Consider the following 26,986-nt stretch of genomic DNA (forward strand, 5'->3'; position numbering starts at 1 on the left):
TGAACCTCGGCAACGACCATGAAGCCAAACCCACCGCTCCCAGGTGATTCGGAACCCGATGGCTGCGGGCTCTATCACCACGAAAGAAAGGTAAGGATGGTCATGGAACCCCGTTTCGCTCTGTTCAGCAACGAGATCGCCGCCAAGTTCGTCAAGCGGATCGGTAACGCCGGCCAGGTCGTGGACAACTCGCCGCTGCCCAAGGCGACGCAGGAACTGGTCAAGCTGCGCGCCAGCCAGATCAACGGCTGCGGCTTCTGCACCGATATGCATTCCAAGGATGCGGCCGCCGCGGGCGAGACCTCGGTGCGGCTCAACCTGGTCGCCGCGTGGCGAGAGGCGATCGTGTTCACCGACGCCGAGCGGGCCGCGCTCGCGCTGACCGAGGAAGGCACCCGCCTCGCCGATGTCCACCGGGGCATCAGCGAGGAGACCTGGCAGCAGGTGCGCAAGCACTACGACGACGAGCAGATCGGCGCCCTGATCTCGCTGATCGCGCTGATCAACGCCTACAACCGGCTCAACGTCATCGCGGGCACCCCGGCGGGCACCTACGAGCCCGGCATGTTCTGACCGCCGCACGCGAATTCGGGCCCGGCGCAGGATCGTTCGATCCCGGCCGGGCCCCGTCGCGTCCGCCGCGTCTGTGGGGACCGTCACGTCCGCCCACCCGGCCGAATCCACTCGCGCCGCGCCCCTGGTACAGTCACCCTCGTGCAGCGCGCGTATTTCTGGTTTACCAAGCCGGCCCCGGGTGGGTCGGTCGGTGACCCGCGCTGACCTTCTCCCACCCCGAGCCGGATTGCAGACCGGCTCCACGGGATCTCGTTCGGTGGGTCGGCCTGAGAAAAGGAACCCATCATGACCACCGCAGCCGACGTCGATGCCTCACACAGTGACCTCGACGATCAGCGCACGCTGAGTATCAGCCCCCTGCTCTCGCCCGCCGAGGTTCGCCGCGAGCATCCGATCGACGATGCGCTCGCCGACACCGTGCGGGCCGGCCGCGCCGCCACCGTGAAAGTCCTCGACGGCGCCGACGACCGCCTGATGGTCGTCGTCGGTCCGTGTTCGGTGCACGACCCCGAGGCCGCTCTCGACTACGCGCGCCGTCTGGCTGCCAAGAGCGCCGAACTCTCCGATCGCCTGCACATCGTGATGCGGGTCTACTTCGAGAAGCCGCGGACCACGCTCGGGTGGAAGGGCCTCATCAACGATCCGCATCTGGACGGTTCGTTCGACGTCAACACCGGTCTCGGACTGGGGCGGCGGCTGCTGGTCGACATCACCGGTCTCGGCCTGCCGGTGGCCTGCGAATTCCTCGATCCGATCACGCCGCAGTACATCGCGGATCTGGTCTCCTACGGTGCGATCGGCGCGCGCACCGCGGCCAGCCAGGTGCACCGGCAGCTCTCCAGCGCGCTGTCGATGCCGGTGGGGATCAAGAACGGTACCGACGGTGATGTGCAGGTGGCCGTGGACGGGGTGCGCGCGGCCGGGGCCAGCCACGTCTTCCCCGGCACCGACCTCGACGGTCGCTCGGCGCTGATCCGCACCAGCGGCAACCCGGACTGCCACGTGATCCTGCGCGGCGGGAGCGCCGGCACGAACTACGACGCCGCCTCCGTCGCCGAGGCCTGCCTGCGCCTGGAGAAGGCCGGGCTGCCGCAGCGAGTGGTCGTCGACGCCAGCCACGGCAACAGCAACAAGGACCACAACAAGCAGGTCGACGTGGTCACCGATATCGCCGAGCGCATCGCCGCGGGTGACCGCGCGGTGGTGGGTGTGATGATGGAGAGCTTCCTGGTCGCCGGCCGTCAGGACCTCACCCTCGGCCACGCCGACGATCTGACCTACGGCCAGTCGATCACCGACGCCTGCCTGGACTGGGAGACCACGGCGGCGCAGCTGGACCGCCTCGCCGACGCGGTGGCCCGGCGCCGCGGCTGAGACAGTCTCGCGGTCGCCTTCGTTCGCGGCTCGGGGCGAAGGTGACCGCTCGATCGTGCGCCGCGCCGATCACACGTGGGCCGCGTGCAGACGGCGGACCGCCTCGTCGAGTGTGTCGTCCCGCTTGCAGAATGCGAAGCGCACCAGGCGGTTCCACGATTCGCGGTCGTCGGCGAACACCTCGATCGGGACCGCGACGACGCCGAGCCGCTGCGGCAGCTCCCGGCAGAAGACCAGTGCGTCGGCCGAACTCAACGGGCTGATATCGGCGCAGACGAAATAGGTCGCATCGCTGCGCTTGACCCGGAATCCGGCATCGGCCAGTGCCTCCGAGAGCCGAATGCGCTTGTCGGACAGGCTGTCACGGAGATCGGCGACCCACTGCTGCTCGTGTTCGAGGGCGTAGGCGACCGCCGGCTGGAACGGCCCGCCGCCGACGAAGCTCATGAACTGCTTGGCGGCCAGCACCCCGTCGATCAGTGGTGCCGGGCCGCACGCCCAGCCGATCTTCCAGCCGGTGACGCTGAAAGTCTTCGCCGCACTGGAGATCACGATCGTGCGTTCGACCATGCCGGGCAGCGTCGAGATGCTGATGTGGGTGTTGCCGTCGTAGACGAGATGTTCGTACACCTCGTCGGAGACCACGATCAGGTCGTGCTCGCGTGCCAGCTCCGCGATCGCCTCGAGGTCGGCCCGGGACAGGATCGCGCCGGTCGGGTTGTGTGGCGAATTCAGCAGCAGCATACGGGTTTTCGGCGTGATCGCCGCGCGCAGGCTGTCCAGGTCGAGGACGAATCCGTTGCCGTCCGGCACCAGCCGCGCGGTGCGGCGGGTGGCGCCGGCCAGGGCGACCACCGCGGCGTAGGAGTCGTAGTACGGCTCGATCAGCACCACCTCCTCGTCGGCCTCCACCAGGCCGAGCACCGCCGCCGCGATCGCCTCGGTGGCGCCGACGGTGACCACGACCTGCGATTCGACGTCGTAGTCCACCCCGTAGCGGCGCTTCCGGTCCGCCGCGATCGCCCGGCGCAGCACGGGCATCCCGCGCCCGGGTGGGTACTGGTTCAGCCCGTCGGCGATGGCGGTGCGGGCCACCTCCAGCATCGCGGCCGGGCCGTCCGAATCGGGGAATCCCTGGCCGAGGTTGATCGCGTCGTGGCGCACGGCCAGCTCGGTCATCTCCGCGAAGATCGTGGCGCGGAACGGGCGCAGGCGGGCGACGGTGGGGATGGCTGGCATGGTCCCAACGTAGCGATACCGCCGTCGTGCCCGCGGCGCACACCCCGGGCCGGGGACCGGGGCGATGCTTGCCGCCCGTTCGCTACGGTTGCGGTGCGATAGCGAAAGGCTATGTTTCACATTTCATTCGGGCTTCTGACCTGCATGGTTGTGCGGTTTCCTGGTGACAGCTAGCCTCCCCGTGTTCTATCTCACAACCACTTCGGTGGTGGCTCGAAAGGGGCGATGTATGGCCTCCTATCTCGACCTTCTGCTGCATCCGGCGGCGGGAACGGTCCTCGGATACATCAACGACACCCTGCACAACATCTTCAGCAACGATTGGGGCTGGGGATCCTCGACGCCGAACTGGGGTACCGGATCGTCCACGGGCAACTGGGGACTCGGTTCGAGCACCCCGGACATGTGGACCGGTTCGTCCACTCCGTAGTCACGAGCCGCCGGGACGCTCGATGCGTTCCGGCGGCTACGCCGGATCCCGGGGCAGGCGAATGCCGCCGAGCTTCGCGGGATTGGCGACATCGTAAGTGCCCCAGACCAATCCGTCGCGGACGGTGAAACCGACCACGCGCGGGGGTGATCCCGGCGCACCGTTGCGCGGGCCGCGCTCGTGCAGCAGCAACCCGAGTTGGCCGTTGACGCCGACGAATTCGAATCGATCGGAACCGGTGGGCGAGAGTTCGGCCTGTTCCACCTGATACATCCGGATGAGGCCGAGGACGAACCGCGCGATCTTGTCCGCGCCGACGATCGCCCGCGCCGCCGTCTTCGCGGTGCCGCCGGTATCGCCGATGAACACCGAATCCGGATGCAGGGCCGCGACGACCGCCGCCACATCGCCGGAATACAGCGCCTCGAGCAGCCGCTGGACGGCGGCCAGATGTTCGGTGTCCGATACCGGTTCCGGGGCCGCGGCCAGGGATTTCCGGGCCCGGACCGCGAGCTGGCGGGCCGCCTCGGGCGTCACCTCGAGCAGTTCGGCGATCTCGTCGAACGGCACCGAGAACCCGTCGTGCAATACGAAGGCCACCCGCTGCGGCGGCGTCAGGGTGTCGAGGACCACCAGCGCGGCGAAACGGCAATCCTGTTTGCGCACCACCGATTCCAGCGGATCCGGCAGGCTGGAGGGCGTCACGCGGGTCACGATCGGCTCCGGAAGCCATTGTCCCACATAGCTTTCCCGTCGGACAGCGGCGCTGCGCAGCCGATCCAGGCAGATCCGGCTGACCACGGTCGTCAGCCAGGCGCGCAGGTCCTCTATCTCGGACTGATGGGTGGTGGCCAGCCGCAGCCAGCTCTCCTGCACCGCGTCCTCGGCGTCGGCCACGCTGCCGGTCAGCCGATAGCCCACCGAGAGCAGATGCGCCCGATGAGATTCGAACAAATCGGCGAGCAACGCGGCAACCATTGGTCCGATTCTACGGTCGCCGGAAATCCGCTGGGCCACCGCTGGGTTGCGTGCCAGCATGAAGCGGTGGAGGACTGTGAACTGACCGACGGGACGGTGTGGTTGTCGCGCCCGGCCGAGGCCGATATCGACGCGATCGTCGCGTGCTGCCGGCAGCCGTCGATCCCGGAGTGGACGACGGTGCCGGTGCCGTATCGGCGGGCCGACGCGGTGGGATTCCTGACCGATATCGTCGCACCCGGGTGGGCGGCCCGCAGTCCGGTCTGGGCCGTGCGCACGGCAGCGCAGGGGCCGGTGGCCGGCATGGTCGGCCTCGAGGCCGGGCCGCAGCCCGGGGCCGCCGAGATCGGCTTCTGGCTCAGCGACGCGGTGCGCGGGCGCGGGTTGATGACCCGCAGCGTCCGGCTGGTCTGTGATTTCGCTTTCGCCGCCGAGGGGCTCGGCCTCACTCGGATCGAGTGGCGGGCGTTCGTCGGCAACCTCGCCTCCGCCGCGGTGGTGCGGCGGACCGGCTTCCACTACGAAGGGCTGCTGCGCGGGGCGGCTGTGCAACGCGGCGTGCGCAGGGATTCCTGGGTCGCCGGGCGGCTGGCCGGCGACCCGCCGGAGCCGGCCACCGACTGGCCGCCCCTGCGCGGGTCCGGATCGGCGCTCTGACGCGTCCGGCTGCGAGTGCGCTCACAGCGAACATCTGCCCAGCTCGCGTAGGGTTGATGAAGGTTTGTCGGGGGTCCCGGCAACAATGTGGGACGTATTCCTCGTGCGCAGGGGGCGCAGGGGGCCGGCCCGAGAATCTGGAGGAGGTGCCGTGACGGACGGACCGCTCATCGTGCAGAGCGACAAGACCCTGCTGCTCGAGGTCGACCACGAGCAGGCCGATGCGGCCCGGCAGGCGATCGCGCCGTTCGCCGAACTCGAACGCGCACCCGAGCACGTGCACACCTACCGGGTCACGCCGCTGGCGCTGTGGAACGCGCGGGCGGCGGGGCACGACGCCGAACAGGTCGTCGACGCGCTGGTCAGCTATTCGCGTTATGCGGTGCCGCAGCCGCTGCTGGTCGACGTGGTCGAGACCATGGCCCGCTACGGGCGGTTGCAGCTGGTCAAACATCCCGCCCACGGCCTGATGCTGGTGAGCCTGGATCGCGCGGTGCTGGAAGAAGTGTTGCGGCACAGAAAGATTCAGCCCATGCTCGGCGCCCGCATCGACGACGACACGGTCGTCGTGCACCCGTCCGAGCGCGGGCGGATCAAACAGATGCTGTTGAAGATCGGCTGGCCCGCCGAGGACCTCGCCGGCTACGTCGACGGCGAGGCCCATCGCATCGATCTGGACTTCGCCACGCACGAATGGCATCTGCGCGACTATCAGGAGCTGGCCGCCGACTCGTTCTGGGCCGGTGGTTCCGGTGTGGTGGTGCTGCCCTGCGGGGCGGGCAAGACCATGGTGGGCGCCGCCGCGATGGCCAAGGCCCAGGCGACGACGTTGATCCTGGTCACCAACACCGTGGCGGGTAGGCAGTGGAAGCGAGAACTGCTCGCCCGCACCTCGCTGACCGAGGACGAGATCGGGGAGTACTCCGGCGAGCGCAAGGAGATCCGCCCGGTCACCATCGCGACCTATCAGGTGATCACCCGCAAGACCAAGGGCGAATACAAGCACCTGGAACTGTTCGACAGCCGCGACTGGGGCCTGGTCATCTACGACGAGGTCCACCTGCTGCCCGCCCCGGTGTTCCGGATGACCGCCGACCTGCAGTCGCGGCGCCGGCTCGGGCTCACCGCGACGCTGGTGCGCGAGGACGGCCGCGAGGGCGACGTGTTCTCGCTGATCGGCCCGAAGCGCTACGACGCGCCGTGGAAGGACATCGAGGCCCAGGGCTGGATCGCGCCGGCCGACTGCATCGAGGTACGGGTCACCCTCACCGAAGCCGAACGCATGACCTACGCCACCGCGGAACCGGAGGAACGCTACAAGCTCTGCTCCACCGCGCGCACCAAACTTCCCGTCGTCGAATCCATCCTGGCCCGGCACCGCGACGCGCCCAGCCTGGTGATCGGGGCCTATCTCGATCAGCTCGACGAACTCGGCGAACACCTCGACGCGCCCGTCATTCAGGGCTCGACCCGAACCAAGGAGCGTGAGGCGCTGTTCGACGCGTTCCGCAACGGTGAAATCCCGGTCCTCGTGGTCAGCAAGGTCGCGAACTTCTCCATCGATCTGCCGGAAGCGTCCGTGGCCGTGCAGGTTTCGGGCACCTTCGGTTCCCGTCAGGAGGAGGCCCAGCGTCTGGGCCGGCTGCTGCGCCCGAAGTCCGACGGTGGTCAGGCGCATTTCTACTCGGTGGTGGCACGTGACACGCTGGATGCCGAATACGCGGCCCACCGCCAGCGTTTCCTTGCCGAACAGGGGTATGCCTATCGCATCACCGATGCGGACGATCTGCTGGGCCCGGCGATCGGGTAGGGCAGCCGATCGGGCCACGGTGGGCGCGCCGCTGGGTTACCGCTGCCGGACAGATGTGAGGATTTGACACGTGCGACGCTTCGAATTCGCGGTCGACCGCGAACATGCCCGGGCGGTGAACGAAGTCGTCCGCGATATCCGGCGGCTGCGGATCCTGGCCTTCACCGCGGCCATCGTGCTCGGCCTCGGTACCGCGGGGCTGATCTGGCTCAATCACCCGTATTCGTTCCTCCTGGCGGTGGCCTTCGCATTGGCGACCATCACCGCGCTGTTCGTGGCGCTGTGGACGCCGTACCGCTCGCGCATCGAGAAGTTGTACGCCGAGGGCGAGCTGGTCCCGGCCGTGGTGTCGGGACGGCACCCGAAGGGGATCACGCTGCTCGCGCTGGTGAACCTCGCCAAACCCGGCGCCGTGCCGCGCTACGCGCTGATCACCCGCGTCGTACGTGCCCTGCCGGGGCACGACACCGACGCGGGGGAGCAGGTTCCGGCGGTGACCGTGCGGGCCGATCGCGCGCCGCGGTCGGTCGGCGATCTGCGCCAAGCGGTGAGCGCCATGCCGATCGCCTGGGGCACCCGCGACCTGGGCGTGATCGAGCGCGCCCGGACCTCGATCAGCGATGTGGAGTGGAAATTGCTGGCCGACAATCTCGGCCTCGCCGAGAAAGTGGGCCGCGTCGATTCCCAACGGCTGCTGCTGGATCCGCAGCAACTGCCCGAGGAACTGCGCGGGTGACGCGTGTGGCGGTTCCGGCGCGCAGCGGGGCCGACTAGCATCGGCTGATGGTCGGCACACCGTGCCGCGAAAGGGGTGGAGGGTCGATGAAGTCGCATGCCTGGGCACGGTGTCTCACGGCGGGAGCGTTGTGCGGGGTGGCGCTGGTGCTCCCCGCTCAGGTGCAACCGATCCCGGCGCTGGCCCAGCCCGCCGCCGATCCGTTCACCGGATCGCCCGGCCTCGGCGACCCCTACTATCCCGACGACGGCAACGGCGGCTACGACGTGCAGCACTACGACGTCGCCATCGATTACGACCCGCCGAGCAGGCATCTCGCCGGTACGGCGCGGATCGACGCGGTGTCGACGCAGCCGCTGCGCGCGTTCAACCTCGACTACGCCGGGCCCGCGGTGTCCAAGGTGTCGGTGAACAACCTGCCGGCGGGCTTCACCACCGGCGGTGAACACGAACTGACCGTCACACCGGCGCTGCCGGTGCTGCCCGGGCTGCCGTTCACGGTGACGGTCGACTATGCGGGTAACGAATCCGACGACCCCGATTCCGGCTGGACCATCTCACCGAGCGGCGGTGCCTTCGCCGCCGGTGAGCCGCATTCGGCGACCACCTGGTACCCGCTCAACGACACACCCTTGGACAAGGCGACTTTCGACTTGCAGGTGACGATTCCGCAAGAGTGGCAAGCGGTTTCGAACGGCCTGCGAATCAGCGATACCGTCGCCGGCGACAAGCGCACCGTGACGTGGAGTTCGAAACATCCCTCGATCGGCTATCTCACCACCGTCGCGATCGACCACTTCGATTTCCTCGAACAGCGCCGCGCGAACGGCACACCGCTGATCAGCGCCTTCGCGCCGGGTGCGGACAAGGGCAGGGCACTCGAGCAGCGGCTGCCGGAGGTGCTCGATTTCCTCGAATCCCTCTACGGCCCGTATCCGTTCGAAAGCGGCGGCGGTATCTACGTCGACACCGACCTGCACTTCTCGCTGGAGACCCAGACCCGGCCCATCTACGCGCCGTGGACCGATTTCAACACCGTTGTCCACGAGAACACCCACCAGTGGTGGGGTGATTCGATGTCGGTGCGGAACTGGTCGGATGTGTGCCTCAACGAATGCTTCGCCAGCTATACCGCCGATTATCTGTGGCCGGAACGGAAAGAGGGTAAGGATGTCGACGCCCTCTATCGCCGCACGATCGCCAAAACCCTCGACAAGCCCGCCTACTGGGAGATTCCGCTGCAGAATCCCGGCGCCGGAAACGAATTCACCACGGTGTATTCGCGCGGACCGCTGTTCCTGCACGCCTTGCGCCACGAACTCGGTGACGACGTGTTCTTTCCCGCCGTGGCGCAATTCGTGCGGTCTCACGCGTACGGCAACGCTTCCATGCCGGAATTCCGCAGCTTCATCCAAACGAAGACCACGACGGATCTCGGCGGATTCTTCGCCGCCTGGCTCGACACCACCACCCCGCCGCCGGACGAGTACCTGTACCCGGGTTCGCTGCGCGGCTGATCCGCTGATGCCGCCGAAGGTGCTCGGCGGCAACCTCTTTCGCGGTTCTCAGTCCAGTTCGTCCACGCGCTGCTGCGCCCGCTCCAGTTCCGTATCGGCTCGTCGCAAGGCCGCTTCGGCGGATGTCACCCCGGCGGCGGCGAATCGGCGGGATTCCTCGGCCTGCGCGAGTTCGTCGCGCAGCGCGGTGATCCGCTCGTCCAGCGCGGCCACGTCGGAGCGCTGCCGTTCGAGGTCGGCCGCCGTCGAATCCCGTTCCGCCCGAGCGGCTTCCAGCGCTTCCCGGGTGGCAGCCAGCTCCTCCTCGGCGCCGGTGTCGGCCGGTTCCTCCGTCCGCTCGTCGGGAACGGCGGCCAAGGCGGGCCCGGCCGGGCCGAAACCGGCGTAGTCGACCGCGGCGGTCAGCACGCTGGCACGGACCTGATCGGTGACCTCCGGATCCGCCAGTGCCGCATTGAGGGTCTGCGCGACCTCGCGCAACACCGGCTCGGTGAGCTTCTTCCCCGCGTCCGAGGCGAGGCGAGCGGCCTTGTCCGTCAACGCGTTCACCGCTTTGCGGCGTTGGTCGGCGAGGGTGCGCATCCGGTCGGCGGACAGGGTGCGCTGCGCCTCGCGCAACGCCTCGCCGAGATCCAGCAGTGCCCCCAATTCCTGGGTTGCCTTGTGCGCCAGCAGATTCACCGCCCACGCCGCGACGGTCGGACGTCGCAGCCGCGATATCGCCGTGGCCAGCTGTTTATCGCCGTTCGCGCGGGCGGTGCGGGCCGCTTCGTCGCGAGCGGCCACGAATTCGGCGGGGTCGAGGGCATAGAGCTCTGCGGTTGTCTGCTCGAGCTTCATGCTGCAGAGCGTAACGATTCGGGCGAGGATATCGACTACAGATCGCGCGTGTGCGGCTGCACTCGCGGATATTCGAAAGGTGTATCGGATCGTGAATTATTTCGGGCTCCTGCTTCTCAACCACCTGCTGCCCAGCATCGTCAACTATTCGCTGATGGGTATGTACGGCCTGCACTCGCTGCATATGTGAGGCGGGACCCGCCCGGCAGGGCGGGCGGGTATCCTCCCCACCACGTTCGCCATTGGTGAACGGCTCGGCGAGAAAGGTTTTCGTAGGTGAAGTTCGCAGGACCGAGACCGCTCAAGGGTCTCGTGCTGGCGCTCATGGCGGTCGCCGCCCTGACTGTGACCGGCTGTTCGATGTTTTCCGATGCGGCAAAATCCGACACCGCCCGCGCGAAGGTCGGTGACTGCATCAACGTGCTGGAGGGATCGCCCGCAGATTCCAAGACCGAGCCGGTGGATTGCTCCTCGGCCAAGGCCGTCTACACGGTGAAATCGACCTCCGACAAGAAGCAGGACTGCGGGGCCGAATACTCCTCGTACGAGGAGACCTTCAACGGCGGTACCACCGCATTCCTGTGCCTGGCGCCCAACCTCAAACAGGGCAGCTGCTATCACGAGGACAAGACGACCGGATACTCCTACGCCGACTGCGACTCGGCGGACGCGACGGTCAAGGTCGTCAAGCGGGTCGACGGTCAGAACGACGAATTCCTCTGCGATTCGAATTCGACCTTCCTGACGCTCTCGGAGCCCAAGACCACGTTCTGTCTGGCCAACCCCAAGAGCTGAGGCCGCTACGAGCCGCGGTTCACGGCTCGACCAGGGCCACCGACGCGATCCGGTGCAAGGTGAAGTGCCGGATCGCGCCGGTGTCCGGATCGGTGGCATCCAGCTGGCCACCGGCCACCCGCACCGGTTCCACGATGCGCTGGGTGGCCACGCCCTGGGCGTCGACATAACCGATATGCACCGGGCGGCGCACCCGCACCGCCAGTTGCAGCAGCGCCAGTGTGGCCGCGGTACTCGTGCGGGTGCCGTCGCTGCGCACCCGCTGCCCGGACCGGCTGCGGGCGGCCTTCTCCCCGGCGCGCAGTTCGCCCACCAGCAGCCGCAGTTGTTCGGCACTGGGCGGGGTGGGCCGCCAGGCGTGGCGTTCGTTCGGCCGGGTTGACAGCCGCGCCCCGCGCGGGCGCAGATCCACGATCGCCCCCGACGAATCCTCACCGGCCGGACTGAACCCCGCCGCGCGCAGCTGCTCGAGCACCTCACCCAGCGGCGCCTGCGAGATCGCCACCGTCGGCGCGACGGCTCGCAATGCCAGCTGTCCGGCCACGGGTGCCGCCAGCACCTCGGCCAGCAACGCCGGATCCTCACTGCGCACGAACGATTGCGCCATCCCGGCGCGCAAGCGCCCGTGCCTGCGTGCCACGTCGTCGATCAGGTACGTCAGCGATTGCGGGACGGGGGTGCGCGAATGGGCGGTGAACAGCTGATGCAGTTCGGCGGCGGTCATGCCGGCGTCGAGCGCGCGCCGCACCGACCCTTCGCCGATGCGGTAGACGGTTGCCGCGCCGGCCGATTCGATATCGGCGGCCAGGGCGATACGCTCCCGCAGTTCCGGCACGAGCGGCCCCGGGGCGACCACGGTCAGATCGGCTTGCACCAGCACGTGATCGACCGGTTCGGGCAGGGCCGCGTCCATTTCGGCCTCGGCGTCGGCGACGGTGCCGTGCAGCAGCGCCCGGCCCGCGGAGGTGAGCGCGCCGCGGCCGACCACGCCCAGCGCCGCCGCTTCCGACAGCGTGCGCTCGACCGCCTCGATGCGGAAATGCCTGCGCCGCCGCGGCATTCGCCAGCTCAGCACCCGCGCCACATCGGCGGCCGTGATCGCCGTACCCGGCGGGAACTCCGCGGTCACCGCCAGGATCGCACGCCGATCGGGGACCGCGTGCGCGGTGCGCAGCTCCGCCGAGAGGGCGGCCAGCGGCTTGTCGTTCACATCGCGCAGGCCGATCATCCACGGGAAGCGGTCCAACTCGAGCCAGGCGTGCGCGAGCACCGCCCACCGGCGCGCCGCCGGGCCCTCCACCCAGCCGTCCGAGGCGATCGTGGGGGCCCAGAAATCCTCACCGGCGTCGTTGTCCGGCGGCGGCTCGGGAATTCCCTTGTCCAGCAGCCGGGCTGCGGCCAGCACCTCCACGAGCAGCCCTACCCGCGCCTCGTCGAGTCCGGTCTGTTTGGCGATGCGCCGCAGTTCTCGCACCCCCAGGCCGCCCGCCCGCAGCACCGGCGCCGGCACCTGGGAGACAACCTCGAGGATGTCGCCGGCGTGGCGCAGCAACTCGCCGACCTCACCGGCCGCCGCGGCGTTCACGTCGGCGGCGGAGTGCTCGCGGGTCTGCGGCTGCGGGGGCGTGAGCACGTGGGGCTCGGTGACCGGTTCGCGCCGCAGCACCTGGCCGACGGCCGGAGGGAGTTCGACGGTCTCGTCGTCGATCCAGATCAGCAGCCGGCGGGCCAGTAGCCGCTGGATGGGCCGCTCCGGATCGGTGCCGGGCGCGGCGTCGCGGGTGCGGCCGCGGGGGCCGGTGGTCGCGAGCTTGTCGAGCAGAGCGCGTTCGGCGCCGCCGATCTCGCGCAGCGCCGTCTCGATCTCGGGCTCGGTGAGTGCGTCGGGAAGTTCCGTGGTGGCCCCCATCGGCCACGGCAGGGCCTCCGGCGCGGCGGGCACGACGAACAGTTCGTCGGTGCCCCACACCAACGCGCGCTCGATCAGGCGCGCGAGCGCGGCGTCGACGGCGGCGGCGGATACCCGATCGGCGAGCAATTCGTGCAGGCGCCGGCGCGGCAGCGGGCGTTCCTGGCGGCCGCCGCCGAATGCGTCGTGCGCGGCGAGAGTTTCGATCACGGCGAACTCGAGTGTGTTCAGATCGTCGGCCGCACGCAGCACCGACGCCCGCTGTTCCGCGCGGGCGGCCAGTACGGTCATCGAACCGGGCAACGGCACGGCGAGGTCGGGGCGCAAACCCAGCAGCCGGACCAGATCGTCGTCGCTGCGGGAGCTCAGCCAGTCGGTGAGTGTGCCGAGCTCGGCGGGTCCGGCGTCGGCCCCGGAATGCGTCCCGGCGCCGTCGTCGGAGGCTCGGGCATCGGTCGTGGTCATCCAATCCAGACTACGGCGAGCGAACATGCCAGAATGAGGCCGTGGTGAACAAATCGAAGAAACCCTACGTCGACAACGGCTGGCCCCAGGTGGACCACGGTGACCACGCGGTTACCGAATTGTCGTCGACCCGTTCCGGTGGCCTCTCGCCCTACGGTGAGGACACCGAGTTTCCGGTGCCGGCTGACACCCTGCCCTACGTGCATCCGCACACGGTGGTCAACCGCTGACGCGAACACGAAGAAGGCCCGCGTTCCTGTAATCGGAAGGCGGGTCTTTTTCGTATCCGGGCTTCCTATCCGGGCGGACATCGTCGAGCTCGCGTCGCAGACAGGCCGTCGGCCGGCATGCACACCCCATGTCCCCGGAAACGCAGGGAAGGCCCGCATCGCGAGATGCGGGCCTTCCCTGCAGGGGAAACTATGTGAGCGGTCTAGTTGGGCAGCAGGCCCTTGTTCGCCTCGTAGAAGTTCACGATCGACGGATCGAGTTTGGCGCCACTGGCTTTGAAGGCGTTGTACGCGTCGAGCGCCGGTTGCGGCAGCTGAACGCCCTGCGCCTGTGCGGCGGTGACGGCCTTGTCGACGGCGGAGAACACCTGCTGGTTGCCATCGGCCGGTGCCTGGGTCGAGGCTTCGCTCTCGGCGGCACCCGGCTGCCAGCGCGGGGACTGAGCGGGAGAAGCCGGCACCTCGCGCTGAGTGGCGCTGCCGTGCAGGCCGAGGCTGGAAGAGCAGGAAGGCCACGCGCCCCAACCCTGGGTCGCGAGCACCTTCTCGGCGACCGCGATCTGCTGGTCGCGGCTGGCCTGGTTGGCGGAGGGGGCGTACTGCGTGCCGCCGTGAGCGGCCCACGTCGACTGCGAGAACTGCAAACCGCCCTGGTAGCCGTTGCCGGTGTTGATGCCCCAGTTACCACCGGATTCACACTGTGCGAGGCGGTCCCACTCCGAATCGGGAGCCGCGGCGGCGTGTCCAGCGAGAGCCACACCCGCGCCACCCATGATCGCGGTGGAGACAGCGACCTTGGCGACGGTGCGACCGGTGTTGGTCTGCTTGCGATGGCGTCCACTCATATCGGGTCGTCTTCCTCTCGTACGCGTCTCGTACGCGCCTGCGAGGTGAGCTGTCGGGTTCGGACTGAGAGGCCGTCCGGTCCCGGCTCGCCGGGACTTCACCCCAAGGGATCGGTCGTTGCCGGCCGTTCCCGCTTCCTGCGGAGGCTTCGAAACTCGGTTGAGCTCCGAAAACCTCTGTGGGAACGTGGGTTCCCCGCCCTCGCCCCTGGTTCCGTCGGGGTCCGTACCCGCGGGGCGAGGCTCGGTGCGGCGGGCCGGTGGTGCCGGGATGTCCCGGCTGCGATAGACGGTACGACGATCCGGCTGAAAAATCACTATTTGGTAACCGGCGTGTATGGCCGGTCGCGCTGTGCCGCAAGACCTTCCGAATCGGCGTCTGTGCAGGTGAGTGCGGCGTGTCTCCGCCGAGTGCAGGTCGTGACCGCGGCGTTATCGCGTCGTTATGTGACGAAGGTCACACGTGTAATTGCCCGGCGTGTTGGGGAAACAGTCAGCGGGCGCGTCGCCCCGACCACAGCGCGAACGCGATCGCGAGCAGCAGGCCGAGCGGTGTCGCCGCCATCGCCACCAGATACAGCCACAGCGGCGGGTCGGCGTCGGTCAGGATCGGCGTGAGGAAAATGGCGACGATCGCGAGCACGCCGACCGCGAACAGGCCCACGGCCACGCGCAACAGCACGTCGCTGGAGCCCCGGGGCGCGCGGGGCGAGGAGGAGTCCGGCATGGGTGCACCGTAAAACGGATGTGCTCGCCCTATCCCCACCGGGGTAGACTCGAACCAATCGCGTCCTGCATAGCTGTGTGGGGCGCGTTCTTTTCGCACAGAGATAGGTTCCGGCGTTTCGCCGGAACCTACGTCCGTGTCCGGGGTCGTTCGTGACCCCGCTGGATTCGGACGGACCGGACAACGATGACGAACGGGTGAGCGCAGTGCCGACCGGCAAGGTGAAGTGGTACGACGTCGACAAGGGCTTCGGCTTCCTTTCCCAGGATGAGGGTGAGGACGTCTACGTTCGGTCGTCCGCCTTGCCCAAGGGTGTCGAGGCGCTCAAGCCCGGCCAGCGCGTGGAGTTCGGAATGGCCGCCGGTCGCCGCGGCCCGCAGGCGCTGAGCCTGAAGCTGCTCGATCCGCTGCCCTCGGTGCGCAACGCGCAGGGTCGCAACGACCGGGTCCGCAAGGAAGCTCCGGCCCATCCGCGCAAGGCGCCCGACGACCTGCACGGGATGATCGAGGACATGATCACCCTGCTGGAGGCGACGGTGCAGCCGGAGCTGCGCAAGGGCAAGTACCCCGATCGCAAGACCGCGCAGCGCATCGCCGAAGTGGTGCGCGGGGTGGCCCGCGAACTCGATCACTGAGTTCGCGAGCGCCTGATTCGCGAGGAAACCGCGGTCACGCCGCCCTGATCGACCACGCCTGATACGGCGAGAACGCTTCGTTGCCGGCCTCGTCACGCACGAGCAGCAGCAGTTGCACCTCGACGCCGATCAGGCGCAGGTTCGGTTCGGGATGACTGTCCACCGTCACGGCCAGGGTGCCCTGCGGGTAGTCGCGGTAGGACGCCAGGTGCTGCACGGTCTTGCCCGGATTGTCGATCTGCTGGTACTCCAGCACCATCACCCAGGGCGCGTCGGCGATGTGCCGGGGGAGCGACAGCTGCACCGGATAGCCCAGCGGTGGATTCAGTTCCGCGGTGATCTCGGTGCGCTTACAGTCGGGGGAGACGCGGCCGTGCGGATCCGGTTCGCCGATCGTGCAGTACAGATAGGGCGGAACCGTGACGGTCTTGCCGTGCGCGTAGGCGGTGACCGTGGGATCTGCCTCGTGCGAGTTGTGCACCGCCACCGCCACGATGCCGGCGACGGCCGCGGCGACGACCAGAACTGCCGCCAGGGCCAGCGCGAGGATCGTGCGGGTGCTGGGCTTGGTCACTGTGGCTGTTTTCCTGTCGCTAGGGGGACTTCCTGTTTGACGTGCTGCGGACGGTTACCGCCCAATCCGGGGAGCAGCGAATGCCCACGGTAGCTCACGAAGGTTTGCGCCAATCCGAGCGCCAGGACCGCGGTGACCACCGCGAAGCCCTCCCAGTACACGGTCGGCAGCAGCACGCCGCCGGCGCCGCCGACCACCCAGGACAGCTGCAGCACCGTTTCCGAGCGCCCGAATCCGGAGGCGATCGATTCCGGTGGCAGATCGTCCTGGATCGAGGCGTCCAGCGAGACCTTGGCCAGCGCGCTGGCACAGGCCGCCACCAGCGCTGCGACCGCGGCGCCGACCAGATTGTCGAGCAGCATCGCGACGACGGCGACGGCGGTACACGCCGTGGTGCACTCCACCACGATCAGCGAGGGCCGGCCCAGTTTCAGCCGGGCGCCGGTCGCATTGCCGACGAAGTTGCCGATCGCCGCGGCCGCGCCGACCAGTCCCAGCATCGCGGCCTGCTGCACCGGGCGGTGTTCGGTCGATTTCGCGACGAAGGCCACATAGAAGGTGAGGAAGCCGGTCAGCACCCGGATCGCGCTGTTGCCCCACAGTCCGGTGACCACCGACCGGCCCAGCGGCTGCCGGCGCCGACCGGGTTTCACCGCGGACTTCTCGCCGCGGTCCAGCACTTCGGTGCCGCTGTGGCTGTGGTAGCCGAGGGTCGCCGGCACCTCGCCCTCGGTGACCTCGACCCAGGACGGAATCCGCAGACTCAGATAGGCCCCGGCCGCCGCGATCAGCGCCGCGAACACCAGCGCGCCGACGGATCCGGCCACCGCGGCGACCGCTCCGGCCACCGCGCCCGCACCGAGCGTCCCGCCGACCAGGCCGAATACGGTGAGCCGGGAATTCGTGCGGACCAGATCGATACCGGGCGGCAGCACCCGTGGCGTCACCGCGCTCTTGAGGACCGCGAACGATTTACTCGAGATCATCATGCACAGCGCCAGCGGATAGAGCGCCCAGCTGTCGAAATTGAAGATCAGCAGGATCGCGAAGACCACCCGGATCGCGAACGAGGTCGACAGCGCGAGTCTGCGCCCGCGTTGCAGCCGGTCCAGCAGCGGGCCGATCAGCGGCGCGATCACCGCGAACGGCGCGATCGTGATCAGCAGATACAGCGCCACTTTGGTCTTGGATTCCGCGGTGGCGCTGGCGAAGAACAGCGTATTGGCCAGCGCCACCGCGATCGCGGCGTCGAGGGCGAAGTTGGCCATGGTCGCGTAAACGAGTGCGGTGAGCCCGGATTCGCCCGCGCCGTCGGCTCGCGCCGCGCGCTGGAAGGTGTGGAAACCCTTCTCGGTGAGGTCCCTGGTGCGCATCGCCAGCACGCGCGTCACCGTCATCTTGCGAGGGACACGTTGGCGTTCGGCGATTTTCGCGTCCTTGGGTCGGGGGCGCTCGGCTGCGCTCGGTGCCTCGGTAGCCTCGCCGGAACGGTCGTCGCTGTGCGATTCGCGCGGCGGAAGGGCCCGCGGTGGCTCACCCGTCGCCATGCGCCGGGTCACGAACTCGGGCACGTCCGGTTCACCGCCGCGGCGCGGCAGCGGAGGCAGGGGCGCGGACGACGGGGCGTGCGACGACGGGGTGTTCGGCGGCGGGTAACGGTCGTAGCCGGGATGCCGCCGGGTAGCGGGATACTCCTCGCCGTCCCACGGACCGGGTTCGGTGCCGGAGGGTTCGCGGGAGGCAGTCACATGTCGATTCTCTCGCACTCGGTCGGCGCGTGGACATCGGCCGGGCTGTGATCCGATGCGTGTCGGCCGCCGTCGCGGTGGCCGCCGCGCTCACATCGGGACGAATCGGACCTCGAACGTGGTCGGCCAGTACTTTCCGGTGATCAGGAAGTGGTCGGTGCCGGGGAGTTGGGCGATGCCGTTGAGGACGTCGGCTCCGGTGCGCTCGGTGGGGCGCAACAGGCCGCCGGCCTCGATCTCGGCGAGTACCGCGCCGCCGACCGGGTCGATGTGCAGGATCTGCTCGGTCGGCCAGACGTTGGCGTAGATCGAACCGTCTGCGGCGCAATCGAGTTCGTTGAGCCGGGCGTCGTGATGGCTGGTGAGCCGAATCGTGCCGGTGGTCGCGAAGGTGGTCGGATCGCGGAAGGTGAGGGTGTCGCTGCCGTCGCTCATCACCAGGCGGTCGCCGCGGGTGCACAGGCCCCAGCCTTCGCCGTCGTAGTGGACGCGGCGGCGTTCGGTGAGCGTTCGCGGATCGCGGGCGAAGGCGGTCCCGTTCTTCCAGGTGAGTTGCCAGACGGTGTCCCCGGCACGGGTGATGCCCTCGCCGAAGTAGGCATCGGAGAGTTTCGCGGTGGCGATCGGCGCGCCGGTGGCGAGGTCGGTCGCCCGCAGTCCGGAGTCGCCTTCCATCCCGGTGCTCTCGTATATCACCGGGCCGTCGACCTCGAGCCCCTCGGTGAACGCGGTGCGGTCGTGCGGGCGGGTGGCGACCACCTCGACCCGCAGGCGCGGTGTGTTGTCGTCGCGCTCACAGGCCGTGGCGGACAGCATTGTGGACGCCGCGACCAGCACTGCTGCGGCCGCCGCACGGCGTTGGCATTTCATACGGCAAAATGTAGGACGTGAGCGCAGTGTCTGTTTCGGAGTCCGGCGTGCGACCGATCCTGGCGGGGGCGGTCGACCTGGCTCGCCGTGCGCTCCTGGAGTTGCAGCCCACGGGTGTGGGCGAACATCTGGGCGTCACCGGCGAGAACGAGTGTGCGGCCACCCATCACTTCGCGGCGACCCTGCCGGGGTACCGCGGCTGGCGGTGGGAGGTCGTGGTCGCGGCCGCGCCCGATGCCGAGTACGCGACGGTCAGCGAATCCGCGCTGCTACCCGGGCCGGACGCACTGGTGGCGCCGGAATTCGTGCCATGGGACCAGCGCATCCGCCCCGGCGATCTCGCGCCCGGTGATCTGCTCGCCCCGCGCGTCGACGATCCGCGCCTGGTGCCCGGATATCTGGAGACCGGCGACCCGGTGGTCGACGAGGTGTGTGAGGAGGTCGGCCTCGGCCGCCGCCAGGTCCTCAGCCGTGAGGGTCGCGTGGAGGCCGCTGAGCGCTGGTACTCCGAATTCGGCCCCGACACCGAGATGGCGCGCTCGGCCCCCGGAACGTGCGGAGTGTGCGGATTCTTCGTGCCCCTCGCCGGTGCCCTGCGTGCCGCCTTCGGCGTCTGCGCCAACGCGATGGGCGCCGACGGCCGGGTGGTCCACGTCGAATACGGCTGCGGCGCCCACTCCGACACCGAACTGCCCACCGGTGCCGGCTCCCCGCTCTACGAGGCCTACGACGATGCGGCGATCGAGGTCGTCCCGGCGGAGGAACTGAACGCGCGCGACGGTTCCGCCGAGGCCGCGGCACCGTCGACCATCGCTCCGGAGGCGTCGACAGGCGCGGAGGCGTCGACGGACCTCGCCGCGACGGAGCCCGATACGGCCGCCGCTGAAGACGCCGCCGCCGAGAGCGCGTCGGATGGCGTCGAGGGCGGCGAGGCTTCGGAAGCCGGAAACAACCAGTCTTCGGATGTAGCGGACAGTGCGGGCGACTCCGAACACGTCTCCGCTGCCGTACCGGAAGCCGTTGCCGCCGAGGGTATTTCGGACACCGTCGAATCGCAGTCGGACGCCGCGAACGACGTCTCCGCGACCGGCGGTAGCGGGGCCGCCACCGAGGTGCCGACTGTCGACGCGGCAGCCCACCGGACGCCCGCAGCCGATGCCGCTCCGGAAACCGCTGCGGCCGAAGAACCTTCGACCGCAGCTGTCGCCGAGCCCGCCGAATCCGGTGCCGTTCCCGCTGCTGATACCGCTGAGGGTGCGCCTGCGGACCCCGCCGGGAACGCTTCCGCTGACATGGCTGTGGCACCGTCGGCCGAGACGGCCGAGGATGCTCCAGCCGAGACCGCGACCAAGCACGCTGCCGCCGACGCGGCAACCGCACACGTGACCGCGGAGCCCGTGCGCGAGCCGGCCGAATCGGCTCCGGCTGCGAACGCGACTGCGGGGCGCGAGCAGGCCGAAGCGGATCCCGCCGTGGCCGAGGCGGATTCGAATGCTCGGGGCGGGCCCGCTGAGGTGGGCACTGCCGCCGAGAGCATCGACACGGCCCCTGCCGGAAATACGGATGCCGGGTCCGCCGGAAGCTCCGCTGCGCTGGCTGCCGGGCAGTCCGGCGAGGTCGATGGTGAGGCCGAGAGTCCCTCCGCGACCGGCGATTCGGAGGCCGCGGCCACGACCGGCGAGGTGGGCGCTGCCGCAGACCGCCCCGCCGCCGAAGCTGTCGAGAGCGCCGGCACCGAGACCGGCGGTAGCGCGGCGGCCGGGGACGATGGCACCGGGCACGCGGGCGCGGAGGCCGACGCCGGGACCGCGGACAACGCGGGAGAGGCTGCGCCGCTCGGTGATTCCGGTGACGCGATTTCCGGTGTCACGCGTTACAGCGATGCCTGGGCGGTGTCCGCGGTGCGGGTGCAGCCGGGTGAGACCGGGGCGGCGGAGGAGAACTGACCAGCGCGAGCGGGGGAGCCGTAGGGGTGACACAGGATCCGTTCGGCACCGCGGACTTGCGTGCGGGAGTACTTACCGCATGGCGGAATTCGCCGACTCGGCTGCGCGAGGACGCCGCCACCGAGGCGGATCTGGTCCGGGCCGGATATCGCGATCGGCTGCTCACCGAACTGGCGCAGAACGCCGCCGACGCCGCGGTCAAGGCCGGGGTCTCCGGCCGGGTGTCGGTACGGCTGCGCGGCCGCGCCCTGCATATCGCCAATACGGGTGCCCCGCTGGATCTTTCCGGTGTGCACGCGCTGACGGCCTTGCGGGCGTCGGGCAAGACGGGTACAGCGGTCGGCCGGTTCGGTGTCGGGTTCACGGCGGTGCTCTCCGCCGGCGACGAGGTGGAATTCCGCTCGACCACCGGGTCTGTGCGATTCTCTCGTGCTCAGACTCTGATCGAACTGCGCGACAACGGTATCGACATTCCCGCCGGTGCGGACGGCCCCGCCGTCCCGGTACTGCGCTTGGCCTGGTCGGTGGCGGTCGCCCCGGAAACCGGTTTCGACACCGAGATCGTGGTCTGGTTGCGCGAGGACGTCGACGCCGCGGAACTGCTCGCGGCCATGCGGGCCGAGGCGGTAGATCTGCTGCTGGAACTGCCGGGCCTGCACTCCATCCGGATCGAGGACGACGAATCCTGGCGTGCGGTGGAGGATGCGGGCAACGGCCTGCAGCAGGTGAGCATCACCGCCCCGTCCGGCGAGGACTTCCGGTGGTGGCAGTACACCACCGCGCGGGCGCGCTGGCTGCTCCCATTGCGCGACGGCCGGGCCGTCGCGGCGCCCGCCGATGTGCTGCGGGCACCGACCCGCACCGACGAGGAACTCTCCCTGCCCGCCCTGGTGATCGCCGACATCGCCCTGCAACCGGATCGGCGCCGCCTGATGCCCGGCGCCCGGGTGGCCGAACTGGCCGAGGGCTATGCGGATTTCGCCCGCGCCCTGCCACCGGAGGACCGCCTGGTGCTGGTTCCGGCGCCCGGTTTCGCCCGCAGCGAGGCCGACGGTCTGCTGCGCGAGGCCCTGGTGAACGAGTTGCGCGAACATCCCTGGCTTCCGGTGCTCACCGATCTCCACAGTGCGCCCGCCGATGTCGACGCGACGATCACGCCGCCGGATATCGATGACGTGATGCGTACCGGTGTGGCGCCGCTGCCTGCTGACGTCGCCGGGCTGTCGTCCACTGCCGGGTCGCGGCGCGCCGACGCGGCGCCGAATCGGGCCAGCGTATTCCTCGGCGTCACAACCGAACTGGCGGATCTGCTGGCAGGTCTGCTCGGCCCGCTGGTGATCCCGGAGCTGTCCGGTCGCGCCTGCGCCGAACTGCTGGGTGTGCTGGACGTGCATCGCATCGGCCTGGCTCGCGTGGCCGAACTGACCGGAAGTGTGCAGCGCCCGCCGCAGTGGTGGTACTCGCTCTACGACGCGCTGGAACCGTTCGTGACCGATCCGCTCGCGGCAGAGGAACTGGGCGCGCTGGCCGTGCCGCTCTCCGACGGCCGCCTGGTCACCGGCCCGCGCACGGTGGTGCTCGACGATCAGCTCGAGGAAGCGGTCGCGGTGCCGTGGGCGCGGCTGGTCCACCCGGAGGCCGCGCACGAACTGCTCGGCCGGCTCGGCGCGCAGCAGGCCGGGGTCGAGGATCTGCTGACCGATACCGCGCTGCGCGCCGAACTGGACTATCGGTCCGACGACGAGGAACTGCGCGAGGCGGTGCTCGGCCTGGCCGCCCACCTGCCGCCGGACACCACCCTGCCGACCTGGCTCGGCGCCCTCGAATTGCCTGACGACACCGGCGAATTGCGCCCGGCCGACGAACTTCTGCTCCCGGATGCCCCGCTGGCCGAGGTGCTGATCGCGGATTCCCCGTTCGGTACGCTCGACCCCGCGGTCGCGCAGCGGCATCCGGCGGCGGCCCTGCGCGCGATCGGCGTCGGCTGGGGTTTCACCGTCGTCACCGAAACCGACCCGACCGGTCCCGACCACGACCTCGACGACGAGGACCGCTGGTGGCAGGGGTTGCCGGAGGATCCGCCGGAGTTCGCCGCGGTCCGGGATCTGGATCTGGTCGCCGACGACGCCTGGCCGCGGGCGCTGCGACTGCTGCTGGCCGAACCGGCCACCCGCCGTCTGCTCACCGACCGTGACGGCTACACCGCCTGGTGGTTGCGCCGCCACGCGCGGGTCGGCGATCGCCCACTCGGGGTGTATCAGGCCGGATCGGATCAGGTGTTCGCCGACCTGCTGCCCGAGCTCCCGGGCTTCACGGCGGCCGATTCGGCAGCCCTCGACGCCGTGCTCGCCGATCCCGCGAACATCACCGCCGACTTGGCCGTGGCCCTGCTCGAGGCACTGGCCGATCCTGCGAAAAAGCCCACCCCGGAAGCGGTTTCGCAAACCCATCGCCGGCTCGCCGCGGCCGTGCCGCATCTGGATCTCGACGAGATCGGCGTGCCGGAGCGGGTGCGTGCGCTCTCGGGAGCGGTGATCGATCCGGATCGGGCGCTGGTTCTGGACCGGCCCTGGCTCGGTCTGGCGCTGCCGCCGGATCGCCTGGTCGCCGGCGATATCGAGCATGCGGGCGAACTGGCCACGCTGCTCGACGTGGCCGCTGCCTCCGAGGCGGTACATGCCGAGGTGCTCGGCACTGGAAAACGCACGACCTGGGCGGACGAACCGCTGGGTGTGCTGTTGCGGCTGCAGTTCGGCCTGCCGCCGCTGGCGGGTGAGCTGGTCCTGCACGATCGGCTGGAAGTCCGGCTCACCGGCGCCTACGAGGCCACCGTGGGCGTGCCGTGGTGGCGCGCGGGCGACACCACCCACGTGCAGCGGCAGCCGAGTTCGTGATACGCGGCGCGGTTATTTCGCGTAGGTGGTGATCATTTCCGCGAGCACGTCGAGCTGGGTGCGGACCGCCGCGCTGTCGTCGTCGACGAGCCAGCGCAAAACGATTCCGTCGATGACGTTCAGGGTGAATCGGCTCAAGGTCTGAACCGGAATTCGCCATTCGGTTCCGGTGGCCACGCGCCCGTGCTCGAGCACATCGGCGACGGTGGCGTCGTTGAACAGATACTGTTCGCGCGCGATCGCGAGTTTCGCTGGGGTCTGCTCACTTTCACGCAGAGCGTAGGTGGTGGTTTCGTAGGTGAGCAGTTGCCGTTGCGGTGTGGATTCGATGTTCAGCCAGAGCAGTTCCAGGCTGGCGCGAACCAAATTTTGAAGGGATTCTTTTCCACTTCCGACTTCCTGCCAGACCGTTTCATTGGTCTCGACGGAATCGCGCAATTCCATCGCCAATGCTTTGACCAGTTCGGTCATCAGCGCATCTTTGTTCTCGAAACAGTAATGCACCACACCGAGCGATACCCCGGCCGCCTGCGCGACATCGCGTGTAGTTACCCCGGCGACGCCCTTTTTCTCCGCGAGGCCGATGGCGGCCTCGATGAGGTGGGCTCGTCGTTCTTCGACGCTCAATCGGGAGGACACGGAAGCGAGTTAAGCCGCCAGGACGCGATGAGTCAATTCGCACACTGTAAAGTCGGCGCGCTCGGCGTGGCGCGGGTCGGCCGGGTGTCACAGCCCTTTCTGCGCGCCTTTGTCACCCCTGCGGGCGCCGCGGCGCTGAATGACGAAAATGCTGTAGCCGAGCAGTCCGACTCCCAGTCCCATCAAACAGATCGGCCGCGCGTCGGCCCAGCTGTCGTTGCACCAGACCACGACGGTCGCCACCAGCCACACCAGCGAGCCGACGGCCAGAACGGGACGCGGATCGGTCAGCCGCGGCGGGATCTCGGGCACCTCGGGGGTCACGAAGTCAACGATAGCGGCGGGAACGGCGGACCACATATGTGGTGTCACGTATCGTTTTGCTCTGTGACAACGCCATCCGATATCCGTGCGCTCGCCGGTGAACTGTCCCTGGCGGTCGTGCGGCTGACGCGCCATCTGCGCGGCCGTCGTGCCGAAGCGCAGATTTCGCTCACCCAACTGTCGGCTCTGGCGACCCTGGCCAGAGACGGGGCGATGACTCCCGGCGTACTCGCCGCCAAGGAGCGGGTGCAGCCACCGTCGATGACGCGAGTGATCGCCTCGCTCTCGGAGTTGCAGCTGGTCAAGCGCGATCCGCATCCCACCGACGGCCGCCAGGTCATCGTCTCGCTCTCGGACGCCGGCAAGGCGCTGATCCAGGACGAGAACAACGCCCGCGAGGCCTGGATGTTCGATCAGCTGTCCGGCCTGACCCCCGATCAGCTGCGGGTGCTCGACGACGCGGTCGCGATCATGAAGCAGTTGGTCGCCGACTCGGAGTAGAACGTCCGGCGCTCAAGCCACGAAAGCGTGCTCACTGGAGACGATTTCGCGCCCCAGCGGCATCAGCGAGACCGGGATGAGCTTCAGGTTCGCCCAGCCGAACGGGATCCCGATGATGGAGACGAACAGCGGAATGCTGGTGACCAGGTGCCCGATCGCCAGCCAGAACCCCGCGAAGATCACCCAGATGATGTTGCCGATCAGCGAGGGAGCCCCCGCGCCCGGCTTGGCCACCACCTCCCGGCCGAACGGCCACAGCACGTAGGCCCCGATCCGGAACGACGCGATCCCGAACGGGATGGTGATGATCAGGATGCAGCAGAGGATTCCGGCCAGGAAATAACCCACCGCCAGCCAGAACCCGGCGAAAATCAACCAGAGCACATTCAGTACGAACCGGATGAGGGTCACGTATCCAGCATGCCAGGGCGGTGCCGTACCCACCAGACGTGAACTGAGCGCGTGTGGACGAGCCGCTCAGAAGAACCAGCCGAGCACGGGTTCGCGCTCGGCCCGGAAAGCGCGGTCCACATCCGCGACGATCCGGGAGCTCTTCGCACGCACTCGGTTCGCGACGGCGAAGGTGCGGGCGGAGTAGGCGCCGAGGTAGAGGCTGCCCAGGACGTCGATGCCGAGTTCGAGGTCGGGGGCGCGGGTGGTGGGTTCGCATTCGGCCCGCCCGTCGCGCACGCGCAGGGCGAAGGTGCCTCCGGCGTGGCGGAACGGGTCGTCCACGGCGACAACGACATCCAGATCCGTTTCGTAGTCGCGGGCGGACAGGGCGGCGGGGACGTCCATCGGCCGTGCCCACAGGCCGTCGTGACGGCTGACGGTGCGGACCAGGCGGGAGTCGGTGAGCAGGTGGGGCAGCGGGTCGTCGTCGCCGATGGTGGCGGTGACCGTGTACACCAGGTCCAGACCGAGCAGGGCACGCCACAGCGCCGCATGCGCCTCGGCGGTGACCGCGCGCAGTTCCACCACCTCGGCGGTGAGTGTGCGCGGCTCTGAGTTGTCGTAGCGGTAGAGCGCGTACCCGTCGGGATGGGTGAGCGCGAACAGGGCGGCCTGGCCCCCACTGCCGACCAGCTGGATCAACCACGCCGAATGCGGGCGCGCCTGGGCGCCGGGCACCAGCCGCCGCCAGCGGTCGTAGATGGCGGGCACCACGGTGATCGCATCGTCGAGCGAGCTCAGTGTCACGCCACCGGGATCGGGCGCGGTGGGCCGGAATTCGGCGAAGCGGCGGTCGATGGTGACGCGGTTCTCCACGACACACGGCCCATACCCGAATCGTCCGTAGATGGTGGCGCGGCTGGCGGTGAAGATGGTCAGCGGCAGCCCCGCGGCCTCGGTGCGCTCGTGCAGTTCGGTGTACATCGCGCGCAGAATGCCGCGACGGCGATGGGTCGGCGCCACCGCGACACCTGCGACGCCGCAGACCTCGACGGGATGCGGGCCGGGCACCGTGAGCGTCATCGTGGTGTCCCGGGTGTGCCCGACGACGCGGTCGCCCTCCACGGCGACGAGCGCGCGCTCGAGCGGGAACAGCTTCAGCCGCTGCGCGGTGACGACCGGATCCTCCCGGGGCGACGCGCCGAAAGCGTTCGACAACAGCAGCCCGATACCGGGGAGGTCGTCCTCGGTCGCGGGCCTGAGCGTGACCTCTGCTGCGATCGCCATACCTCGACCATCGCACGCGGGCAGGACCCTGCGCACCCGGATTTTCC

26 protein-coding genes and 1 riboswitch are annotated in these 26,986 nt (G+C 69.1%); of the genes, 13 read left to right on the forward strand and 13 right to left on the reverse strand.

Translation table 11 applies throughout. The features are described from left to right. The first annotated feature begins 102 nt into the window (after positions 1-102). On the forward strand, positions 103-573 hold the full coding sequence (locus tag IG65_RS0102965) for a carboxymuconolactone decarboxylase family protein (RefSeq protein ID WP_030513251.1): 471 nt from the start codon (positions 103-105) through the stop codon (positions 571-573). Positions 574-861: 288 nt separating this feature from the next. Further along, complete coding sequence (locus tag IG65_RS0102970) at positions 862-1,950, forward strand: 3-deoxy-7-phosphoheptulonate synthase (protein WP_030513252.1); 1,089 nt, start codon at positions 862-864, stop codon at positions 1,948-1,950. Positions 1,951-2,019: 69 nt separating this feature from the next. Here IG65_RS0102970 and IG65_RS0102975 read toward each other — a convergent pair whose 3' ends face one another. Continuing rightward, positions 2,020-3,189: a pyridoxal phosphate-dependent aminotransferase gene (locus tag IG65_RS0102975; protein WP_030513253.1), complete on the reverse strand. Its 1,170-nt coding sequence runs from the start codon at positions 3,187-3,189 to the stop codon at positions 2,020-2,022. Between the two features lie 229 nt (positions 3,190-3,418). On the opposite strand from IG65_RS0102975, the gene IG65_RS0102980 reads away from it, so the two are divergent. Further along, positions 3,419-3,619: a hypothetical protein gene (locus IG65_RS0102980; protein WP_030513254.1), complete on the forward strand. Its 201-nt coding sequence runs from the start codon at positions 3,419-3,421 to the stop codon at positions 3,617-3,619. Positions 3,620-3,655: 36 nt separating this feature from the next. Here the strand turns inward: IG65_RS0102980 and IG65_RS0102985 are convergent, their stop codons facing one another. Then, a complete protein-coding gene (locus tag IG65_RS0102985; RefSeq protein ID WP_030513255.1) occupies positions 3,656-4,597 on the reverse strand; it encodes a sigma-70 family RNA polymerase sigma factor in 942 nt (313 codons plus the stop codon). 66 nt (positions 4,598-4,663) lie between these two features. On the opposite strand from IG65_RS0102985, the gene IG65_RS0102990 reads away from it, so the two are divergent. The 4 genes from IG65_RS0102990 (at position 4,664) to IG65_RS0103005 (ending at position 9,317) form a co-directional block, all read left to right on the forward strand. After that, positions 4,664-5,254: a GNAT family N-acetyltransferase gene (locus IG65_RS0102990; RefSeq protein WP_030513256.1), complete on the forward strand. Its 591-nt coding sequence runs from the start codon at positions 4,664-4,666 to the stop codon at positions 5,252-5,254. Between the two features lie 151 nt (positions 5,255-5,405). After that, positions 5,406-7,064, forward strand: coding sequence for a DNA repair helicase XPB (locus tag IG65_RS0102995; protein WP_030513257.1), 1,659 nt, complete (start codon positions 5,406-5,408; stop codon positions 7,062-7,064). A gap of 70 nt (positions 7,065-7,134) precedes the next feature. Further along, positions 7,135-7,800: a DUF3239 domain-containing protein gene (locus IG65_RS0103000; protein WP_030513258.1), complete on the forward strand. Its 666-nt coding sequence runs from the start codon at positions 7,135-7,137 to the stop codon at positions 7,798-7,800. Positions 7,801-7,886: 86 nt separating this feature from the next. Further along, complete coding sequence (locus IG65_RS0103005) at positions 7,887-9,317, forward strand: M1 family metallopeptidase (RefSeq protein ID WP_030513259.1); 1,431 nt, start codon at positions 7,887-7,889, stop codon at positions 9,315-9,317. Positions 9,318-9,365: 48 nt separating this feature from the next. Here the strand turns inward: IG65_RS0103005 and IG65_RS0103010 are convergent, their stop codons facing one another. Continuing rightward, positions 9,366-10,157, reverse strand: a complete 792-nt coding sequence (locus IG65_RS0103010) for a hypothetical protein (RefSeq protein ID WP_030513260.1) — start codon at positions 10,155-10,157, stop codon at positions 9,366-9,368. Between the two features lie 276 nt (positions 10,158-10,433). Here IG65_RS0103010 and IG65_RS0103020 point away from each other — a divergent pair, with 276 nt between their 5' ends. Beyond that, positions 10,434-10,952: a hypothetical protein gene (locus IG65_RS0103020; protein WP_030513261.1), complete on the forward strand. Its 519-nt coding sequence runs from the start codon at positions 10,434-10,436 to the stop codon at positions 10,950-10,952. A 19-nt stretch (positions 10,953-10,971) separates the two neighbouring features. Here the strand turns inward: IG65_RS0103020 and IG65_RS0103025 are convergent, their stop codons facing one another. Continuing rightward, positions 10,972-13,326 (reverse strand): helicase-associated domain-containing protein, encoded by a 2,355-nt coding sequence (locus IG65_RS0103025; protein WP_030513262.1) that lies wholly within the window; start codon positions 13,324-13,326, stop codon positions 10,972-10,974. 41 nt (positions 13,327-13,367) lie between these two features. Between IG65_RS0103025 and IG65_RS0103030 the strand changes: the two genes are divergently transcribed. Further along, on the forward strand, positions 13,368-13,556 hold the full coding sequence (locus tag IG65_RS0103030; RefSeq protein ID WP_030513263.1) for a hypothetical protein: 189 nt from the start codon (positions 13,368-13,370) through the stop codon (positions 13,554-13,556). Positions 13,557-13,759: 203 nt separating this feature from the next. Here the strand turns inward: IG65_RS0103030 and IG65_RS0103035 are convergent, their stop codons facing one another. Together IG65_RS0103035 and IG65_RS0103040 are read right to left on the reverse strand one after the other, a co-directional pair. Continuing rightward, positions 13,760-14,401 (reverse strand): resuscitation-promoting factor Rpf1 domain-containing protein, encoded by a 642-nt coding sequence (locus IG65_RS0103035; RefSeq protein ID WP_030513264.1) that lies wholly within the window; start codon positions 14,399-14,401, stop codon positions 13,760-13,762. A gap of 20 nt (positions 14,402-14,421) precedes the next feature. Continuing rightward, positions 14,422-14,631: riboswitch (cyclic di-AMP (ydaO/yuaA leader) on the reverse strand. Positions 14,632-14,894: 263 nt separating this feature from the next. Further along, the gene (locus IG65_RS0103040) at positions 14,895-15,128 is read right to left on the reverse strand and encodes a hypothetical protein (protein ID WP_030513265.1); all 234 of its coding nucleotides are present in this window, start codon (positions 15,126-15,128) and stop codon (positions 14,895-14,897) included. A gap of 206 nt (positions 15,129-15,334) precedes the next feature. Here IG65_RS0103040 and IG65_RS0103045 point away from each other — a divergent pair, with 206 nt between their 5' ends. Continuing rightward, positions 15,335-15,763 carry a cold-shock protein gene (locus IG65_RS0103045; RefSeq protein WP_174553987.1) on the forward strand — a complete coding sequence of 143 codons (429 nt, stop codon included), beginning with the start codon at positions 15,335-15,337 and terminating at the stop codon, positions 15,761-15,763. A 34-nt stretch (positions 15,764-15,797) separates the two neighbouring features. On the opposite strand, the gene IG65_RS0103050 is transcribed toward IG65_RS0103045, so the two are convergent. The 3 genes from IG65_RS0103050 to IG65_RS0103060 form a co-directional block, all read right to left on the reverse strand. After that, a complete protein-coding gene (locus IG65_RS0103050; protein ID WP_030513267.1) occupies positions 15,798-16,337 on the reverse strand; it encodes a DUF2771 domain-containing protein in 540 nt (179 codons plus the stop codon). Next, positions 16,334-18,085 carry an MFS transporter gene (locus IG65_RS0103055; protein ID WP_030513268.1) on the reverse strand — a complete coding sequence of 584 codons (1,752 nt, stop codon included), beginning with the start codon at positions 18,083-18,085 and terminating at the stop codon, positions 16,334-16,336. Before IG65_RS0103055 ends, IG65_RS0103050 begins: the two co-directional genes overlap by 4 nt. 90 nt (positions 18,086-18,175) lie before the next feature. Next, entirely contained in the window at positions 18,176-18,955 is a 780-nt protein-coding gene (locus tag IG65_RS0103060; RefSeq protein WP_030513269.1) for a glutaminyl-peptide cyclotransferase, read from the reverse strand. Between the two features lie 17 nt (positions 18,956-18,972). Between IG65_RS0103060 and IG65_RS36410 the strand changes: the two genes are divergently transcribed. Continuing rightward, positions 18,973-20,901 (forward strand): DUF3027 domain-containing protein, encoded by a 1,929-nt coding sequence (locus IG65_RS36410; protein WP_231509033.1) that lies wholly within the window; start codon positions 18,973-18,975, stop codon positions 20,899-20,901. Between the two features lie 26 nt (positions 20,902-20,927). Next, positions 20,928-23,795 (forward strand): sacsin N-terminal ATP-binding-like domain-containing protein, encoded by a 2,868-nt coding sequence (locus IG65_RS0103070; protein WP_036523058.1) that lies wholly within the window; start codon positions 20,928-20,930, stop codon positions 23,793-23,795. A gap of 12 nt (positions 23,796-23,807) precedes the next feature. On the opposite strand, the gene IG65_RS0103075 is transcribed toward IG65_RS0103070, so the two are convergent. Then, positions 23,808-24,434 (reverse strand): TetR/AcrR family transcriptional regulator, encoded by a 627-nt coding sequence (locus tag IG65_RS0103075; protein ID WP_030513272.1) that lies wholly within the window; start codon positions 24,432-24,434, stop codon positions 23,808-23,810. Positions 24,435-24,521: 87 nt separating this feature from the next. Further along, on the reverse strand, positions 24,522-24,758 hold the full coding sequence (locus IG65_RS0103080) for a DUF2530 domain-containing protein (RefSeq protein WP_030513273.1): 237 nt from the start codon (positions 24,756-24,758) through the stop codon (positions 24,522-24,524). A 36-nt stretch (positions 24,759-24,794) separates the two neighbouring features. Between IG65_RS0103080 and IG65_RS0103085 the strand changes: the two genes are divergently transcribed. After that, on the forward strand, positions 24,795-25,259 hold the full coding sequence (locus IG65_RS0103085) for a MarR family winged helix-turn-helix transcriptional regulator (protein ID WP_051755246.1): 465 nt from the start codon (positions 24,795-24,797) through the stop codon (positions 25,257-25,259). A gap of 12 nt (positions 25,260-25,271) precedes the next feature. Here IG65_RS0103085 and IG65_RS0103090 read toward each other — a convergent pair whose 3' ends face one another. Continuing rightward, positions 25,272-25,661 carry a YccF domain-containing protein gene (locus IG65_RS0103090; protein ID WP_169812471.1) on the reverse strand — a complete coding sequence of 130 codons (390 nt, stop codon included), beginning with the start codon at positions 25,659-25,661 and terminating at the stop codon, positions 25,272-25,274. Positions 25,662-25,736: 75 nt separating this feature from the next. Continuing rightward, positions 25,737-26,939: a GNAT family N-acetyltransferase gene (locus tag IG65_RS0103095; RefSeq protein ID WP_030513276.1), complete on the reverse strand. Its 1,203-nt coding sequence runs from the start codon at positions 26,937-26,939 to the stop codon at positions 25,737-25,739. Positions 26,940-26,986: the final 47 nt, after the last annotated feature.

Source organism: Nocardia sp. NRRL WC-3656, assembly GCF_000720265.1.
GTDB classification, from domain to species: Bacteria; Actinomycetota; Actinomycetes; order Mycobacteriales; family Mycobacteriaceae; genus Nocardia; species Nocardia nova.

Excerpts from the sequence above, each read along its gene's own strand:
- IG65_RS0103040 (WP_030513265.1), bottom strand. The coding sequence starts at position 15,128 with ATGCCGGACTCCTCCTCGCCCCGCGCGCCCCGGGGCTCCAGCGACGTG.
- IG65_RS0102965 (WP_030513251.1), top strand. The coding sequence starts at position 103 with ATGGAACCCCGTTTCGCTCTGTTCAGCAACGAGATCGCCGCCAAGTTC.
- IG65_RS0102970 (WP_030513252.1), top strand. The coding sequence starts at position 862 with ATGACCACCGCAGCCGACGTCGATGCCTCACACAGTGACCTCGACGAT.
- IG65_RS0103085 (WP_051755246.1), top strand. The coding sequence starts at position 24,795 with ATGTGGTGTCACGTATCGTTTTGCTCTGTGACAACGCCATCCGATATC.
- IG65_RS0102975 (WP_030513253.1), bottom strand. The coding sequence starts at position 3,189 with ATGCCAGCCATCCCCACCGTCGCCCGCCTGCGCCCGTTCCGCGCCACG.
- IG65_RS0103010 (WP_030513260.1), bottom strand. The coding sequence starts at position 10,157 with ATGAAGCTCGAGCAGACAACCGCAGAGCTCTATGCCCTCGACCCCGCC.
- IG65_RS0103095 (WP_030513276.1), bottom strand. The coding sequence starts at position 26,939 with ATGGCGATCGCAGCAGAGGTCACGCTCAGGCCCGCGACCGAGGACGAC.
- IG65_RS0103025 (WP_030513262.1), bottom strand. The coding sequence starts at position 13,326 with ATGACCACGACCGATGCCCGAGCCTCCGACGACGGCGCCGGGACGCAT.
- IG65_RS0102980 (WP_030513254.1), top strand. The coding sequence starts at position 3,419 with ATGGCCTCCTATCTCGACCTTCTGCTGCATCCGGCGGCGGGAACGGTC.
- IG65_RS0103060 (WP_030513269.1), bottom strand. The coding sequence starts at position 18,955 with ATGAAATGCCAACGCCGTGCGGCGGCCGCAGCAGTGCTGGTCGCGGCG.
- IG65_RS0103035 (WP_030513264.1), bottom strand. The coding sequence starts at position 14,401 with ATGAGTGGACGCCATCGCAAGCAGACCAACACCGGTCGCACCGTCGCC.
- IG65_RS0102985 (WP_030513255.1), bottom strand. The coding sequence starts at position 4,597 with ATGGTTGCCGCGTTGCTCGCCGATTTGTTCGAATCTCATCGGGCGCAT.
- IG65_RS0103005 (WP_030513259.1), top strand. The coding sequence starts at position 7,887 with ATGAAGTCGCATGCCTGGGCACGGTGTCTCACGGCGGGAGCGTTGTGC.